The following is a 17,528-nucleotide window of genomic DNA, read 5'->3' as shown; positions in this document are numbered from 1 at the left end:
GAGACCCCTATGAGTCAACAGGAACGGGCAACCATCCTTCTCATTGATGATCATCCCATGCTGCGCACTGGCGTAAAGCAACTGGTTAGCATGGCGCCGGACATTCAGGTTATCGGCGAAGCCAGTAATGGCGAACAAGGTATCGAACTGGCGGAATCGCTGGATCCGGACCTGATTCTACTGGACCTTAATATGCCAGGGATGAACGGCCTCGAAACGCTCGACAAGCTGCGGGAAAAATCGCTCTCCGGCCGCGTAGTGGTATTCAGCGTCTCCAATCATGAAGAGGACGTAGTGACCGCCCTGAAACGCGGCGCCGACGGCTACCTGTTGAAAGATATGGAACCAGAAGATCTGCTGAAAGCGCTGCAGCAGGCCGCTGCAGGCGAAATGGTATTAAGCGAAGCGTTAACCCCGGTACTGGCCGCCAGCCTGCGCGCTAATCGCGCCACGTCCGACCGCGACATCAGCCAGCTGACCCCGCGCGAGCGCGATATCCTGAAGCTGATTGCCCAGGGCCTGCCGAACAAAATGATTGCCCGCCGCCTGGATATCACCGAAAGCACCGTTAAAGTGCACGTGAAACACATGCTGAAGAAAATGAAGCTGAAATCACGGGTTGAAGCCGCCGTCTGGGTTCACCAGGAACGGATCTTCTAAGGCGATTCCGTCCAGGAAACGTCGGGAGCCGTAAACGTCACCAGCGGCTCGGTCAGCGCCAGTGCGATCTCATTGGAAGAGACGCGCTGACCCGATTTATCTTCAACCACCACCGACAGACGCCAGCGATTCACCGCGCCCGGCTCGCTGTTCCAAACCGGCATAATGATGCTCCAGCCATCCGCACTGTTGGCATTAACCGGCGGCGTCAGGCTTAGCGCCTGAGTGTCCCCCTGCCAATGCAGTGATTTAATGCCGTGCAGGCTATTAATTTGCAGCTTCAGCTGTACCGTTTCGCCGGAGTGCAAATCCCACGGCGGCGTCGCCAGATACACCGTCAGATTCTTACGCTGTCGATACTCCACTACCGGCAGATTATCGCGTTCCGGGCTATCGTAGCGGCTGCCGCGTAGCGAGTTGCTGATAGCCACTTCATCCGCCGCCAGTTGCTGTTTCAGCGGTACCCCAAAACGATAATTCAGCTTCAGGCCGACATTATTCTGGCTGACGCCATTTTCACCCTGTTTGTGTTTAGCGGTGACCGTCACCAGCGGTACCGGGGTGTAATTGAGTCCCACCGAAACCGCCACCGGATTGTGATATCCGGTACCGGAATGAAACAGATCGACACTATCGCCGAAATACTGTTCAACGCTGACGCTGGTATTGATGTGCTGATAAAACGGCAATCGCGCCTGGGCAGTGACGTCATAGCCGACGGCCATCCGCTGTTCCTGAGTCTGGTTTTCCCGCAACTGCCAGTCGCCAAGTGGGTGGTAATAGTTGGCCGATAAGCGCAAATACTCGCCCCAGGCTTCCGCGCCGATGCTGCCGCGCGCCAGGCTCTCGCTGAGCACTTTGTCGTAAAACGAGTTATAACCCAGCAGCCAGCTACCGACACGCCAGCGCTGGCCGAGCCCAACATTGCCCACCAGATCGTTCTCGCGCCGGGTAACCGAATATTGATTCCATGTGAGGTAACGTTCATTGTCCTGCAGCGGCACAAACCAACTCCCCTTGCTGCCGGTGAAGTTACCCTCTTTATCCACCAACAGGTCGATATTGGCATTCCCCCACGGCGACAGCCAGTTTTCCAGATGATGGCTGAACTCATTGCCGATTTTGCCGATGGCGAACATTCGCGCCTGCTCGCCGGTGGTGAGTCCGTTATCGCTCATGCTGGCTTCGCCGAATTTCTTGGCCATCTCGGCGAAATGTTTGGCATCGTCGTCGACCTGCGGCGCTATCCCTAAATCAGGCAGCGTAGTTTGCGGCGGCATACTGCTATCGTTGGCAATCAGCGCCCAGGCGGGAGCGCCTGTCAGCAGCAGGAGAAGCGTCAGTGATGGGGTTAAGCGGTACGGCAAAGGCATCAAACGGATTAACGTAAGCTCACGGGGAATAACAACATCATGTTAGTTTATCGTTTTTTGCCCTTCCCCGCAGCCCTGTGGGCCATTCCAGGAATAAACTGAAACCGGTTGGCGTTTGCTTTCCCCTATCATCAAACCAGCGTTCGAGTTTGATTTGCCGCCAGCAGCGCTTTGAGTTCCGGAATACAGGAACCACAGTTGGTGCCGCACTTGAGCTTCGCGCCAAGCGCCTCTACGCTGACGCAACCGCCGGCAACCGCCTCGCCGATCTGCCGCTCACCGATACTAAAGCAACTGCAGATAGTCTGCCCACGCGGCGCGCTGTCGCCGCCCTTACGGCCGCTGAGCAACGCATGGCGTAGCCCGGCGGTCTGCGGCGGCGTCCGGAACGCCGTATACAGCCATTCAGCATCGATTTGCGGCGGCTTAATATCGCTCCAGCAGCCGAGCATCAATTGTCCGTCGTGCCAGGCCAGTAGGTTCCACAGCCCACCGCCCTCGGCAATTTGCAACTGCCATCCCTGTTTGCGACACCACTCGCTCAGCCAGCTTTGCGGGCCGGTATCCGCGGCCAGCGACAAATGGCTGATCCCTACCGCCGCCCGCCGCCGCCAGTGCAGCGAGGATGGCAACGGTAAGGGCTCGCGAGATAATAGCTCCCCTTGCCACGCCGGCCGCCACGGCGCTATCGCCACCGCCGACTGCTTGCTCTCCGGCTGCCCGGAATGCGGATCGGTGACCGCCGCCAGTAAATTATTGACCCGTCCCTGGCGGGCAAACTGATTATTCCAGTGCATCGGCACAAAGAGCGAACCGGCGCGCTGCCCTTCGCTAACTATCACCTTTGCAATCATCACGCCGTGGCGCGACCAGACGCGAGCCAGTTCTCCCTCACGTAATTCAAAGCGACGAGCATCGGCAGGCGCCACCTCGACGACCGGTTCGGCAATGTGCTGCATCAACCGCGGTATGTCGCCGGTGCGGGTCATGGTATGCCACTGATCGCGAATACGTCCGCTATTGAGGATTAATGGATAAAATGCCTCGGTCCGCGCCCGGGTCGGCTGCGGCGACACCGGCACCATCCGCAACCTGCCGTCGCCGTGCCAGCCCTCCGTTAACCGCCAGGGCGCGGCGCTGCGGCTCACCGGCCAGCGCACCGGCGCCAGGGCATCCCACGCCTCCCGGCGGAGGTCCGCCAGCCCTCCAATATCAAACGCCCGCTGACCGTCATTTTCAAACCCTGAGAGCGCCGCGTGTTCACAAAACACCTCATGCGGATGTTGCCATGAAAAAGCCCGGGCATAACCTAATTCGGCGGCGAGACGGGAAATGATCCACCAGTCGGCTTTCGCCTCCCCCGGCGGCGGCAAAAAAGCCCGCTGACGCGAAATTCGCCGCTCCGAGTTAGTCACGGTACCGTTTTTTTCGCCCCATGCCAGCGCCGGAAAGCGGATATGGGCAAAGCGACCGGTGTCTGTATTGGCGGCGACATCGGAGACCATCACCAGCGGACACCTGGACAGCGCCTGACTCACCGCGTGGCTATCGGGCAGTGAGACCACCGGATTGGTCCCCATAATCCACACCGCTTTGACCTCGCCGCGTCCAATCGCGGCGAAGAGTTCGACGGCGGTTAGCCCCGGCGTCTGCGCCAGTCGCTCGCTGCCCCAAAAGCGCGCTAATCGCTGCAGATCCTGTGGCTCAAAATTCATATGCGCCGCCAGCATCGTCGCCAATCCCCCCACTTCACGCCCACCCATGGCGTTGGGTTGACCGGTCAGCGAAAACGGCCCGCAGCCGCGGCGGGCAAACTTCCCGCTGGCAAGATGGACATTGATAATCGCGTTGCACTTATCGCTGCCGCTGGCGGACTGATTAATTCCCATGGTGTACAGCGTGATGGCGCGAGGCGCAGCGATAAAATCACGATAAAAGCGAGCCACCTGCTCCGGCGGCAGGCCGCAGAAAGCGGCCGCTTTTTCCACGCTCCATTGCGCGGCGATGGTCAGCGCCTGCCGCTGGTCGCGAAAACCCGCCGCCATTTCACCGCTGGCGGCAATGGCATTAAGCAGGCCGACAAATAGCCCGCCATCGCTACCGGGCGCCAAGGCCAGATGATCGTCGGCAATATCGCAGGTCGCGGTGCGTCGCGGATCCACCACCACGATCCGCAACCGCGGATTATCGCGTTTCGCCTGCGCCAACCGCTGATAGAGAACCGGATGCGCCCAGGCGGCGTTGGAGCCCACCAGCACCACCAGATCGCTTTGCTCGACATCTTCATAGCTGCACGGCACGACGTCCGCGCCGAACGCCCGCTTATAGCCGGTGACCGCCGATGACATACATAACCGCGAATTCGTATCGATATTGGCGGCGCCGATAAAGCCCTTCATCAGCTTGTTGGCGGCGTAATAATCCTCAGTTAACAGCTGGCCTGAGGCGTAAAACGCGACCGCCTGCGGGCCGTAGCGCTCAATAATGTCGCGCAGACGTGAACCCGCCTCCGCCAGCGCCTGCGGCCAGCCGACCGCCCGGCCATCGACTTCAGGATGTAATAATCGCCCGGTAAGCGAGGTCGTTTCCCCAAGCGCCGCCCCTTTTACGCACAAGCGGCCAAAGTTGGCAGGATGGTTTTCATCGCCGCGAATCGTGACGGTTCCACTGGGTTCAACGCGGGCGATAACCCCGCAGCCGACGCCGCAGTATGGGCAGGTGGTTCGGGTTTCGCTCATCAGCTCGCCTCCGCGCGCAGCAGCAATGCCTGGTTGCCGACCCACACTTTTCCCTGTTCGATCTTCACCGGCCACGCGCGCACCGACGGCTCGCCGCTGTCGTACAAGCGACCGTCTCGCAAGCGAATCCGCTGTTTATAGAGCGGCGAAATGACGATCGGCTCGCCGCCCGCGTCGCCTAAAATACCGCGCGATAACACGTTGGCCTCGCTGCCGGGTTCCTGGTTATCCAGCGCATAAACTTGCTCGCCGAAGCGGAACAGCGCAATCTGCCGTTCGCCGAGGCGCGCGCCGATCCCCGCCTGCGGTGGGATCGCGTCCAGGTCGCAGATCGCCTGCCACGGTCGCGACGGCAGGACCGGTTGCCCAAGCCCTTGCGGCGCCACCAACTGCGGCTGACCGCGCAGGATTTGCCGCTGCACCGCCTCATCAGCCTCATCGCTGTTAACGTAGGAACGGAATAGCGCCAGCCGCTGTGGATCGTTCAGGGTGGTCTGCCATTCGCACTGGTAGCTATCCACCACCCGCGCCATCTCCTGCTCCAGCTCATCGCCGATACCGAGACTATCGTGCAAGATCACCTCACGTAGATACGCCACGCCGCCTTCAAGGTTATCCATCCAGCTACTGGTGCGCTGCAGGCGGTCAGCGGTGCGAATATAAAACATCAACAACCGATCGACGGTACGGATTAGGCTGGCGTCGTCAAGGTCGCTCGCAAAGAGGTCCGCATGGCGCGGTTTCATCCCGCCGTTGCCGCAGACGTATAGATTCCAGCCCTTTTCAGTCGCAATAACCCCGATGTCTTTACCTTGCGCTTCGGCACATTCGCGGGTACAGCCCGAGACCGCCATTTTGATTTTGTGCGGCGCGCGCAGCCCCTTGTAACGATGTTCAAGTCTTACCGCCAGCCCCGTTGAATCCTGAACCCCATAGCGGCACCAGGTCGAGCCGACGCAGGATTTTACCGTGCGTAATGATTTGCCATAGGCGTGTCCGGTTTCAAATCCAGCCGCCGCCAGTTCGCGCCAGATGTCCGGCAGTTGCTCCAGCCGCGCGCCAAACAGGTCGATACGCTGTCCTCCTGTCACTTTACTGTACAGCTGGTAACGTTTGGCGATCTGGCCAATAGCGATAAGCCCATCCGGTGTCACTTCGCCTGCGGCCATCCGCGGCACCACCGAGTAAGTGCCGTCTTTCTGAATATTGGCGAAGTAGCGATCGTTGGTGTCCTGCAGCGGCAGATGCGCCGGTTTCAGCAGATACTCATTCCAGCAGGAGGCCAGTACCGACGCCACCAGCGGTTTACACACTTCACAGCCGTGGCCCTGCCCGTAACGGCTAATGAGCTGATCGAAGGTATGGATGTGGTTGACTCGTACCAGATGATAGATCTCCTGCCGCGACCACGGAAAATGCTCGCAGATATCTTTTTTTACCTCGACGCCCTGTCCGGTAAGCTGGTGTTCCATCACCTGTTTGACCAGCGAGCTACAGCCCCCGCAGCCGGTCGCCGCTTTAGTGCAGCTTTTTATCGCCGCCATATCGCCCGCTCCTGCGCTGACCGCCTGGCAAATGTCCCCCTTACTGACGTTATGGCAAGAGCAAATCTGCGCGCTATCCGGCAGCGCCGCCACGCCCAGCGCTTTCGTCGTGGCCCCATCCATCGCGGGGAGGATCAGACTTTCCGGACGAGACGGTAGCGCCATGCCGTTCAGCATCATCTGCAACAGCGTCGCGTAGTCACCGGCATCGCCCACCAGTACGCCGCCCAGCAGCGTTTTGCCATCAGCGCTAACAACGATCTTTTTGTAGATCTGCCGCGGACCATCGGTCCATTGATAGCTCTGGCAACCAGCTGTACGTCCGTGAGCATCGCCAAACGACGCCACATCCACGCCGAGCAGTTTGAGTTTGGTGCTCATATCGGCGCCGCTAAAGCGGGCCGCTTCGCCAGCCAACTGCGCCGCTGCGGTGCGCGCCATGTGATAGCCCGGCGCCACCAGGCCATAAATTTTGTTGTCCCACAGCGCGCATTCGCCAATCGCCAATATATCTGCGTCCGAGGTCCGGCAGTGGTCATCGATACCGATACCGCCGCGTTCGCCGATTGCCAGGCCTGCGCCGCGCGCCAGCGCATCCTGCGGGCGGATCCCGGCGGAAAAGACCACCATATCGGTCTGCAGCGTATCGCCATCGGCAAAGTTAAGCTGCAGCCCCTCGGCGGTGCGCACTATCGCCGTCGTCGCTTTGCTGGTGTGCACGCCAACCTCCAGATCGAGAATTTTCTCCCGCAGCATCGCCGCGCCGCCGTTATCCAACTGCACCGCCATCAGGTTGGCGGCAAACTCCACCACATGGGTCTTAAGCCCCAACTGTTTTAGCGCGTTAGCGGCTTCCAGCCCCAACAGCCCGCCTCCGATGACCACCCCGCTCTGCGCAGTGGCGGCGCGGGCGGCAATGCGGTCAAGATCGTCAAGCGTACGATAGACGAAGCAGCCTTCTTCATCGTTACCGGGGATTGGCGGCACGAAGGGATAGGAGCCGGTCGCCAGCACCAGCTTATCCCAATGGGTTTCATGGCCGTGAGCATCGCGCACGATTCGCGCCGGACGATCGATTTCCGCGATCGTCTCCCCTAGCCGCAGCTCAATCCCGTACTGGCTAAAAAAGTCTCCCTCTACCAGCGATAGCGACTCTGCGCTGCGCCCGGCGAAATATTCCGAGAGATGAACCCGGTCATAGGCGGCATAGCGCTCTTCGCCAAAAACCACGATACGGTACTGCTGGTGCAGGTTCCGGCTCACGCATTGCTCAAGAAAATGGTGGCCGACCATGCCGTGTCCGACCAGCACTAATACAGGTTTAGTCATCGTCATTTTTCCTGCAGCCCGCGGCTGCGTTATAGATGGGTCAAAAAGCCACTCCGCTGAAGGAGACCTATAGCTGCCGAGCAGCGCGGTAAGCGGCGCCGCCTGCTGGCAGTCGCCCAGCAGCAGCACGCCGTGCAGCCGGCCCTCGCGGATCAGCAGGCGACGATAGTGGCGATCGATGGGGTCCCAACTGCTGTAGATCTGGTCCTGCTCGCCGGCCTGCTGTTCGCCAGCGCTAAAAAACTCGATATCGGTGACCTTCAACCGGGTACCGCCGTCCTGCCAGCTGAACTCTTCGCCGGGAGCCCCGCACAGGCGTTCAACTAACACATCGGCCTGGCGCAAACAGGGAGCCACCAGTCCCCAGGTTTGGCCGTCAATCTCACAACACTCGCCGATAGCGCTGATCCCCGGCAGCGAGGTCGCCATCCGGCGGTCGACGATAATCCCCCGCTGGCAGGCTACGCCGCTGCGCGTCGCCAGACGGATATCCGGCCGCACGCCGGTGGCTAACACCACCCGGCTTGCGGCAAAAGCGCGCCCGTCTTCCAGCCGCACATGCTGTTCGTCAATAGCGGCAATTCGGCTCTCCAGCACGCAGCGGATGCCGCGTGCCTCAAGCTGTTGTTTTAACTGTTCCGCAGCGAAAGCATCGGTAAGTGGCTCCATCAAACCGCTACCGCGATGGAGTAGCGTCACTTCCCCACCATGACGGCGCAGCGCCGCCGCGGCCTCCACGCCCAGTACGCCACCGCCGATTACCACCGCCGGGCCGGGGATTGCCAGGATGTCTTTAACATCCGCCAGGGTGCGAAAGGCGAATACCTGAGGGCGCTCAATGCCCGGCAGCGACGGGATAAACGGCTGCGATCCGGTGGCGAACACTAGTTCATCCCATCCCAGCCAGTCGCCGCCGACGCGTAGTCTTCTCCCGGCGACATCCACTTCGCTTACCGCCTCGCCAAGCCGCACGCGGACACCATGCTGTGCGTACCACTCCGTCGGCAGCAGTTGTATTTGCGCCGCCGTTTTTTCCCCGCCGAGTACCGGCGAGAGCTGAATGCGGTTGTAGGCCGGCTGCGGTTCATCGCCGATTAGCGTGATGATGAAACGCCCCTGCGCGCGCGCCGCCAGCTTCTCAGCCAGCCGGGTTGCCGCCATACCGTTGCCGATAATCACCAGTCGCCGCATCATTCCGCCTTACGCCGCTTTCGGCTGCTTTTCGTAGAGGAAATGGAGGATCTGCTGACGCAGGTGGTGGTAGTGTTTATCATCCGCCAGTTGGACCCGGTTACGTGGACGCGGCAGATTAACGTCAAGGATCTCGCCGATCGTCGCGGCCGGGCCATTGGTCATCATTAACACCCGGTCGGAAAGCAGTACCGCCTCATCGACGTCGTGGGTGATCACGACAATGGTGGTGTTTAGTTCCTGCTGGATGTGCATTACCGCATCCTGCAGATGGGCTCGGGTGAGCGCGTCCAGCGCGCCAAAAGGCTCATCAAGCAGTAACACTTTTGGCTTCATCGCCAGCGCGCGCGCGATGCCAACGCGCTGCTTCATACCGCCGGAGATCTCCCCCGGACGTTTGTGCAGCGCGTGCCCCATCTGTACTCGCTGTAAATTGTGCTCAATCCACTCCCGGCGATCTGCCTTGCTCATGGTACGGCGAAACACCTGATCCACCGCCAGCGCCACGTTGTCAAAACAGCTCAGCCATGGCAGCAGCGAATGGTTCTGGAACACCACCGCCCGTTCAGGCCCCGGCCCGGAAATTTCACGGTTATCGCATAGCAGCCCGCCCTCAGTGGGCTGGGTAATCCCGGCAATCAGATTCAACAGCGTGGATTTGCCGCATCCGGAGTGGCCAATCAGGCTGATGGTTTCCCCTTCGTGAATATCAAATGAGACGTTTTGCAGCGCCAGGAACTCGCCGCTGGCGGTGTTAAAGCGTTGACTGACGGCCTGCACCTGAATTAATGGTTTCATAGCGACTCCTTATTTTTCCTGCCAACTGAAGCGGCGGGCGAGCAATATGAGCCCCTGTTCGAGCAGCAGGCCGACGACGCCGATAATGACGATAGCGATGATGATGTTTTCCACATTGAGGTTGTTCCATTCATTCCAGATCCAAAACCCAATACCCAACCCACCGGTCAGCATCTCGGCGGCGACGATCACCAGCCAGGCAATGCCTATCGACAGCCGCACGCCGGTTAATACCGCGGGCAGCACTGCCGGAAAGAGGATTTTGCGCATCACCGTCCATTCCGACAGCTGCAGCACGCGAGCCACATTGAGATAGTCCTGCGGGATGCGCCTGACGCCTTCCGCGGTGTTAATGACCATCGGCCAGATAGAGCAGATAAAAATGGTCCAGCTGGAAGCCGGCTCCGCCTTCTGAAACAGCAGCAGGCCAATCGGTAACCACGCCAACGGACTCACCGGGCGCAGCAGCGCGATAAGCGGATTAAACATTCGCGCAAAGAACAGCGAGCGGCCGATAAGAAAGCCCAGCGGAATACCGGCCAGCGCCGCCAAACCAAAGCCCACCGCGACCCGTTGCAGCGAAGCCAGCACGTTCCAGCCGATGCCCATGTCGTTCGGTCCGTCGCGGTAGAACGGGTCGGAAAACAGCGTCAGCGCCGAATCCAGGGTGCTCAGCGGCGTCGGGAAGCCTTTCGTACCAAGCGCCGCCAGCTGCCAGCCGAGCAGCAGCAGACCCAGGCCCAGTAGCGGCGGCAGCAGACGTTGCAGCGCGGCGTTCAGCCAGCGACTGGCGGACGGCGTAGCTTTGCGCACCTGCAGCGGCGGCAGGACAATGATTTCGCCCGGCGCGGGTGAGGTCTGCGTGCGCGGCTGCGTGTTAATGGCTGGTTTCATCTCATGCCCCCTTATGTTGAATGGCGAAACTGGCGGCGTACCCTTCCGGGTCGACGCCGTTCCACACTTTGCCGTCCAGCAGCGTGCTGCTGCGTAGCGTTTGCGTTGGCGCAGTGATACCGCCCACGGCCTGCGCCGCCTCTTTCCACAGGTCGATGCGGTTGATACGCTGCGCTACCGCCAGGTAATCCGGCGCGTTTTTCAGCAGGCCCCAGCGGCGGAATTGGGTTAAGAACCACATGCCGTCGGAGAGCCACGGATAGCTGGCTTCGCCCTGCTGGAAGAAGCGCATGGGATGAGCGTCGCGCCAGCGTTTGCCGATGCCATTGTCGTATTCGCCAAGCATGCGCCCGCTAAGGTACTGTTCTTTGGTGTTGAGCCACGCCCGTCTGGAGAGGATCCGCGCGGTTTCGCGGGTGTTGTCGGCAGACGCTTCAATCCAGCGCTGGGCCTCCAGCAGCGCCGCCACCAGCGCCCTTGCGGTATTTGGGTAGCGCGCCACCCAATCGCTGCGCGCGCCGAGGATTTTTTCCGGATGATCCGGCCAGATCTGCTGGCTGGTTGCCGCCGTAAAGCCAATGCGATCGTTAATCGCACGCGCGTTCCACGGTTCGCCGACGCAGAAGCCGACCATATTGCCGATGCGCATGTTCATCACCATTTGCGGCGGCGGCACGACCACCATGCGCACATCGGCGAAGGGGTCGATACCAGCATTAGCCAGCCAGTAATAGAGCCACATCGCATGGGTGCCGGTAGGAAAGGTATGGGCGAAGGTGTAGCTGCCCGGCCCTTTTTGGTCGATCAGCCGCTTGAGCCCATGACTATCGCTCACGCCTTGCGCCTGCAGGTCACTTGAGAGGGTGATCGCCTGACCGTTGCGGTTCAGGGTCATCAGGTTGGCCATCGACTGCGGCTTGCCGGCGATACCAAGCTCAAGGCCATACAGCATGCCGTAGAGGATATGCGCCGCATCGAGTTCGCCGGCAACCAGCTTATCGCGCACCGCCGCCCAGCTGGCCTCCTTACTTGGCTGCAGGCTGATGCCATACTTTTTATCGAATCCTTTCAGTGCCGCGATCGCCAGCGGCGCGCAGTCGGTTAGCGGGATGAATCCAACCCGCACGGTGGCCAACTCCGGTTTATCGGAACCCGCCGCCCACGCCGCCTGCATCACGCCGGGTAGCAGCATAGCGCCGCCCAGCGCCGCCCCGGCCTGCAAAAAACGCCGTCGTGAAATAAAAACTTTATCGCCCATAGCCGCTCCAGAACGCGCAAAAAAAAGCGCCCGGCAGTGCTTTCGCACCGCAGGACGCCTTTATCCAGAGACCCTCAGACCGCCGTTGGTCCGTTATCTCAAATTGTTGATTCACTCAAATTCAGTAATGCAAAGCGGATGCCAATTTATCATTGCCCGCCAGACGTTGTTTTACCGCTCCCCGCGTAAACTATTGCACCATCGTCAGGCAATGCCTGCCCGCTGATTGTGCATTCAATTTGACGATGAGTCCGGCAGCAGGGCTTTCACCGTTAGCAACGCGCGGGCGATTTCAACCATCCGCTGGTTCTTATCCATCGCCATTTTACGCAGAGCCTGCCAGGCTTGTTCTTCCTGCATCCCTTGATGGCTTATCAGCAGCGCTTTCGCCTTATCAATAATCTTGCGCTCTTCAAGCGTGGCTTTCAGTGAAGCCAGTTGGCCGGAAAGTTGCTCAAGTTCCCACGCCTGCTGGCGGACCAGCGGCAGCAGCTGCTTATCCAGGCGCAAAGTCAGGCTATCGCCGCCTTCTTCTTCAGGCCATTGCAGCGGAGGCATATCGTCTTCTCCACGTTCGAGCAACTGCCGGGTCGCGCTGAGCAGGTCGGCAATCAACGCCTCCTCCAGACCGCGCATCTGCTCAAGCCGTTCAGTTTGCAGGCTAAACCAGCGCTGCGCCGCGGCCCCTTCGTCCGCCGAGGGCTGGCGGGTACAGGCGATGCGCCGCAGTTGCTCTATCTCGCGCCCGGCTTCGCAACCCTGCAGCAGCTCAAGCGCCCGTGGCAGACCGGAAAGTGCCTGAAAGCTGTCAAAACAGGGCTGCTGACCGTCAATGCGGTCAACCAGCTGCTGACGGAGCTCGCCGTTAAATTGGCCTCGCGCAAAGCCCAACGCCCCCAGCGCGCGCTCCTGGCCGGCCAGCTCTTTACCCTGCATAAAGCTGTACAGGGCGACCATACGCCTGGCGATCTGCGGATCGTCTATGCTGTCATTCAACTGCGGCACGATATTCAATAAATGGCGAATAATACGGCTAAAGCGCTGAGTGGCCTCCTGAGCGTCCACCGTGCGGCCTTGCACCGCCGCTCGCAGCGCCGGAAGTTGCGCCAGATACCACACCGCGCTGGCTATACGCCAACAGAGCGCGCTACTGGCGGATTCCCGCGCCGGTTGCAGCGCAGCATAAAAAGCGCTTAAGCGCGCGTCCACCAGCGCCCCGCCCGCCCGGCGTTCGGCGTCATACAAGCGGCCATCGGAAGAGAGCCACATATTGGAGGCGCCGCGCTCGCACTGCAGCATATGGACCAACCCACTTATTTCGCTCGCCAGCGCCCCTTGCTGCGTTAGCTTGCGGAGCTGCTGTTTTTGTAGTTGGCGCGCATAATGAAACCAGCCGATTGCTTCAGGCGTCATGCCGGTCGTATTATTCATACCCTCTCCCGAATTACGTCTTTAGGTAAAGCTAAGCAATAACCGTGCCTGATAAAAGGAGTCTTTATGCAACGTATTGTGATTGTCGCCAACGGCGCCGCCTACGGCAGCGAATCTCTGTTTAATAGCCTGCGCCTGGCTATCGCCCTGCGCGAGCAGGAGTCAGACCTCGATCTGAAGCTGTTTTTAATGTCCGATGCGGTGACCGCCGGGCTTCGCGGACAGAAACCGGCGGAAGGCTATAACATCCAGCAGATGCTTGAGATCCTCACCGCGCAGAATGTGCCGGTAAAACTCTGCAAGACCTGTACGGACGGACGCGGGATCACCCATTTGCCATTAGTAGATGGCGTGGAAGTGGGAACGCTGGTCGAGCTGGCGCAGTGGACGCTGGCGGCGGATAAAGTGCTGACCTTCTAAATTAATCGCCATTAACAGGATTAAATGTCAGGCTGGCGGCTATTGCTGATGCAAAAGTACGCCACCTGAACGCTTTCAGGAAGATTGTCATTTTTGTTTAATCGTTATCCATTTTGTTGATCGAAATCATCATCCACGCGCTCCCCCTTTGGTGTTATGCAACGAGCAAAGTGTGAACAATATCACGCGCGGGTTGATGTATTCAGAGACAGAAACGGGGTTATGAAAATGGCAATGGTAAAAGCAAGTTTAACGTTATTCGGCGGTGATACGCTGGTGGTGCGCTGTTCGGAGCGCTGTCATATTCACTTAATGAGCGCCAAGGCCGCCGGCGACAGCCACGCCGATATTTTTAGCGTGCAGGACAGGGATAGCGCTTATCTCACCGTGCCCTACAGCGGCACCTGGAACGTGCTGATCGATAGCCATAGCCAGTCGCTGGAGCACTCCATTAGCTACGTTCCCGCCTGAATCTCCACGCCCGGCGGACCGGGCGTTTTTATGCGAGCCCGGGTTGGCTCGCCTCGCCGACCAGATGTCGCACCTGGATAATCAGATCGTCAAGACTGGCGTCGCGCATGCCAAGCTTGCGTAATTCCTGATCCAACGAAAAGAGATACTGAGCATTGGTGCCAAGCGGCCCGCTGGCGCGGGCAATTAGCGGCGCGATGGTCTGCGCGCTGGTATCGGATTCATACAGCGGGTGGCGCGGATCCATAATAAACACCAGCGCATTCACCGTGCGCCCATCGTCGAGCTCAAGACGGCACCAGGTTGGCAAATAGCAGCCGGTGATCATTTCTCGCTTCCACAGTAGCGTCAGCTCTTGCTCCAGCGTCTCATCCGGCAGACGATAGGCCACGCCGGTGGTACGCCCGCCTTCCTTCAACGCCAGCATCCTGCCCGGCTGATGCGCGCTGCCGCGACCGGCGGTCAGGCGCAGGCAAAACGCGCGATGCCAACCCGGCAGCGTACCGGTGCAGGATTCGCTGTATTCCAGCGCCGGGTTCCACATCAACGAACCGTAGCCAAAAATCCACACCGAACCGTTGTCCGGACGACAGGCCAGGGTCGCCGCCAACGAGGCCGCCCGTTGCTCAGCCGACCACAGCAGCGATTCCTCAATCGCGCCAAACGCCGTCTTACAATCCGCATTCATCAAGAAATCACGAGTTAACACTTTCTACTACCTCCGCCACTGCCTGCTTCCCGGCGATAATCTGTGCCATCCGTGAATATTGCTGAATTATTATCCAGCTTTATTACTCAATAAGCAATTAACGGAGCGTTGACAAGGGGTCTGACAAAAAATTAGATCGCAAAAGTGATTACTTTTTCTTATGCCATTTGTCGTCATCGCCTTTTTGATAATCATTTTTCACCGCCGCCCAAGCGACTTTATGCGCCGTCTCCTCACGGCTGGCATCATCGCGACGGTCGGCTTTGTCTTTATATTGGTCCCACGCGCTATTGAAAGCTTCTTTATAAATTTCCTGCGCGTGTTCCGGCAAGACGTGCTGAACGCTATCGGGAAGTTCTTGTTTACTACGATAAGGCATCATGACCTCCAGAATCAGGGTAAAAGCTAAGTCTGGAACACAATTGCCAGGTTGGCAAATGGCAGGAATATTGAGAAATGAATTTTAGTAATCATCTGAAAAATATATATAAAACATACGTAACAGCTTTTTTTAGCAGACCAACGCATTTCTTATGCAAGAGTGGTAAATTTAAGTAAAAATACAAATTAAACCTATCAATGTCTGTTATTTTATCAACTTACGTTATCTATAATTATAACACCTGCATAAATGGAGATGGTTCATGACACATGCACATGAGGCGGTTAAGACCCGCCACAAGGAGACCTCCCTCGTTTTTCCGGTTTTAGCACTGGTGGTGCTGTTTCTCTGGGGAAGCAGTCAATCACTACCAGTGGTCGTTGCGATTAATATTCTGGCGCTAGTCGGGATTCTGAGTAGCGCATTTAGCGTGGTTCGCCATGCCGACGTTCTTGCTCACCGTCTCGGCGAGCCCTATGGTTCATTAATTTTGAGCCTGTCAGTGGTCATTCTTGAAGTGAGCCTGATTTCCGCATTAATGGCGACCGGCGACGCCGCGCCAACGCTAATGCGCGATACGTTATATTCAATCATTATGATCGTCACCGGCGGTTTGGTCGGCTTCTCTTTACTGCTGGGCGGGCGTAAATTCGCCACGCAGTATATGAATTTGTTTGGTATCAAGCAGTACCTGATCGCCCTCTTCCCGCTGGCGATTATCGTACTGGTATTCCCTATGGCGCTGCCGGGCGCCAATTTCAGCACTGGCCAGGCGCTGCTGGTGGCGCTGATTTCCGCCGCCATGTACGGCGTATTCCTGCTCATTCAGACCAAAACGCACCAGAGTCTGTTTGTGTACGAGCATGAAGATGACAGCGATGATGACGACCCGCATCACGGTAAGCCATCGGCGCACAGTAGCGGCTGGCACACAGCCTGGTTACTGGTACACCTGGTTGCGGTTATCGCCGTTACCAAAATGAACGCTAATCCGCTGGAAACACTGTTGACCAGCATGAACGCGCCGGTAGCCTTTACCGGTTTCCTGGTGGCGCTGCTGATCCTCTCCCCGGAAGGACTCGGCGCACTGAAAGCGGTGCTGAATAATCAGGTGCAGCGCGCAATGAATCTCTTCTTTGGTTCGGTGCTGGCGACGATTTCCCTGACGGTGCCTGTCGTCACGCTTATCGCCTTCCTTACCGGCAATGAACTCCGCTTCGGTTTGGGAGCGCCGGAAATGGTGGTGATGGTGGCGTCGCTGGTGCTGTGCCATATCTCGTTCTCAACCGGGCGCACCAATGTCCTCAACGGCGCGGCGCATCTGGCGCTGTTCGCCGCCTACCTGATGACGATATTTGCCTGACCGGGTAATCAGCAATAAAGCCCAAAAAAAAGCCTGTCGGTGGCGAAACCGGCAGGCTTTTTTACTGCTCAGCGAAACTTAGTTGCTGGTATCCAGCTCGTCGAAGCTTTTCACCAGATCGTCGATCGCTTTCATTTGCTTCAGGAACGGTTCCAGTTTAGCCAGCGGCAGCGCGGACGGGCCATCACATTTCGCGTGGTCCGGATCCGGGTGCGCTTCAATGAACAGTCCGGCGATACCCACCGCCATCCCGGCGCGAGCCAGTTCCGTCACCTGAGCGCGGCGGCCGCCTGAGGCAGCGCCAAACGGGTCGCGGCACTGCAGGGCGTGGGTCACGTCAAAGATGACCGGCGAGTTGTTGGACGCTTTCTTCATTACGCCGAAGCCGAGCATATCAACGACCAGGTTGTCGTAGCCGAAGTTAGCGCCGCGATCGCACAGGATCACTTTGTCGTTCCCGCCTTCGATGAATTTATCAACGATGTTGCCCATCTGGCCCGGGCTGACGAATTGCGGTTTCTTGACGTTGATGACAGCGCCAGTTTTAGCCATCGCTTCCACCAGGTCAGTCTGACGCGCGAGGAACGCTGGCAGCTGGATCACGTCAACCACGTCGGCCACCGGCTGCGCCTGGCTGGCTTCGTGAACGTCGGTGATGATTTTCACGCCGAAAGTCTGCTTCAGCTCCTGGAAAATCTTCATCCCTTCTTCCAGTCCTGGCCCACGATAGGAGTGGATGGAAGAACGGTTGGCTTTATCAAAAGAGGCTTTGAACACATACGGAATGCCCAGCTTTTGCGTGACGGTCACATAATGTTCGCAGATACGCATCGCAAGATCGCGGGACTCCAGCACGTTCATTCCGCCAAACAGCACGAACGGCAGGTCGTTTGCTACGTTGATATCACCAATGCTAACCACTTTTTGTTTCATAAGATCGCCTTATCAGGGTGTAACCGGAATGGTT

14 protein-coding genes are annotated in these 17,528 nt (G+C 58.6%); 4 read left to right on the top strand and 10 right to left on the bottom strand.

Annotation, left to right across the window (positions count from 1 at the left end; all coding sequences use genetic code 11):
• Positions 1–9 precede the first annotated feature (9 nt).
• A complete protein-coding gene (gene narL, locus PGQ95_RS09280; RefSeq protein ID WP_015705094.1) occupies positions 10–660 on the top strand; it encodes a two-component system response regulator NarL in 651 nt (216 codons plus the stop codon).
• Here the strand turns inward: narL and PGQ95_RS09275 are convergent.
• From PGQ95_RS09275 to nasR, 7 genes are all read right to left on the bottom strand, one after another.
• Complete coding sequence (locus PGQ95_RS09275; protein WP_087857952.1) at positions 657–2,033, bottom strand: YchO/YchP family invasin; 1,377 nt, start codon at positions 2,031–2,033, stop codon at positions 657–659. The genes narL and PGQ95_RS09275 overlap by 4 nt on opposite strands.
• Before the next feature lie 131 nt (positions 2,034–2,164).
• Entirely contained in the window at positions 2,165–4,771 is a 2,607-nt protein-coding gene (locus PGQ95_RS09270; protein ID WP_087857953.1) for a nitrate reductase, read from the bottom strand.
• Positions 4,771–8,838, bottom strand: a complete 4,068-nt coding sequence (gene nirB / locus PGQ95_RS09265; protein ID WP_430917824.1) for a nitrite reductase large subunit NirB — start codon at positions 8,836–8,838, stop codon at positions 4,771–4,773. The genes PGQ95_RS09270 and nirB overlap by 1 nt, the downstream gene beginning before the upstream one ends.
• A 6-nt stretch (positions 8,839–8,844) precedes the next feature.
• Positions 8,845–9,633 carry an ABC transporter ATP-binding protein gene (locus tag PGQ95_RS09260; protein ID WP_087857955.1) on the bottom strand — a complete coding sequence of 263 codons (789 nt, stop codon included), beginning with the start codon at positions 9,631–9,633 and terminating at the stop codon, positions 8,845–8,847.
• Positions 9,634–9,642: 9 nt separating this feature from the next.
• Positions 9,643–10,527, bottom strand: a complete 885-nt coding sequence (gene ntrB / locus PGQ95_RS09255; RefSeq protein WP_087857956.1) for a nitrate ABC transporter permease — start codon at positions 10,525–10,527, stop codon at positions 9,643–9,645.
• A 1-nt stretch (position 10,528) separates the two neighbouring features.
• Entirely contained in the window at positions 10,529–11,785 is a 1,257-nt protein-coding gene (locus PGQ95_RS09250) for an ABC transporter substrate-binding protein (RefSeq protein ID WP_430917821.1), read from the bottom strand.
• A gap of 234 nt (positions 11,786–12,019) precedes the next feature.
• On the bottom strand, positions 12,020–13,216 hold the full coding sequence (gene nasR / locus PGQ95_RS09245) for a nitrate regulatory protein NasR (RefSeq protein WP_430917819.1): 1,197 nt from the start codon (positions 13,214–13,216) through the stop codon (positions 12,020–12,022).
• Positions 13,217–13,282: 66 nt separating this feature from the next.
• On the opposite strand from nasR, the gene PGQ95_RS09240 reads away from it, so the two are divergent.
• Positions 13,283–13,636: a DsrE/DsrF/TusD sulfur relay family protein gene (locus PGQ95_RS09240; protein ID WP_015367099.1), complete on the top strand. Its 354-nt coding sequence runs from the start codon at positions 13,283–13,285 to the stop codon at positions 13,634–13,636.
• A gap of 228 nt (positions 13,637–13,864) precedes the next feature.
• Positions 13,865–14,107, top strand: a complete 243-nt coding sequence (locus tag PGQ95_RS09235) for a DUF1883 domain-containing protein (RefSeq protein WP_015705086.1) — start codon at positions 13,865–13,867, stop codon at positions 14,105–14,107.
• A gap of 28 nt (positions 14,108–14,135) precedes the next feature.
• Here the strand turns inward: PGQ95_RS09235 and PGQ95_RS09230 are convergent, their stop codons facing one another.
• Both PGQ95_RS09230 and chaB read right to left on the bottom strand, forming a co-directional pair.
• Positions 14,136–14,816, bottom strand: a complete 681-nt coding sequence (locus PGQ95_RS09230; RefSeq protein WP_015705085.1) for a gamma-glutamylcyclotransferase — start codon at positions 14,814–14,816, stop codon at positions 14,136–14,138.
• A gap of 148 nt (positions 14,817–14,964) precedes the next feature.
• Positions 14,965–15,195, bottom strand: a complete 231-nt coding sequence (chaB, locus tag PGQ95_RS09225) for a putative cation transport regulator ChaB (RefSeq protein WP_015367102.1) — start codon at positions 15,193–15,195, stop codon at positions 14,965–14,967.
• Between the two features lie 265 nt (positions 15,196–15,460).
• On the opposite strand from chaB, the gene chaA reads away from it, so the two are divergent.
• Positions 15,461–16,561, top strand: a complete 1,101-nt coding sequence (gene chaA, locus PGQ95_RS09220) for a sodium-potassium/proton antiporter ChaA (RefSeq protein WP_015367104.1) — start codon at positions 15,461–15,463, stop codon at positions 16,559–16,561.
• A 78-nt stretch (positions 16,562–16,639) separates the two neighbouring features.
• Here chaA and kdsA read toward each other — a convergent pair whose 3' ends face one another.
• Positions 16,640–17,494: a 3-deoxy-8-phosphooctulonate synthase gene (gene kdsA / locus PGQ95_RS09215; RefSeq protein WP_015367105.1), complete on the bottom strand. Its 855-nt coding sequence runs from the start codon at positions 17,492–17,494 to the stop codon at positions 16,640–16,642.
• Positions 17,495–17,528 lie beyond the last annotated feature (34 nt).

Source organism: Klebsiella sp. 141240 (genome assembly GCF_050600805.1).
GTDB classification, from domain to species: Bacteria; Pseudomonadota; Gammaproteobacteria; order Enterobacterales; family Enterobacteriaceae; genus Klebsiella; species Klebsiella aerogenes.
Note: the sequence above shows the minus strand (reverse complement) of the source record. Positions and strands in the feature narration are given on the sequence as shown.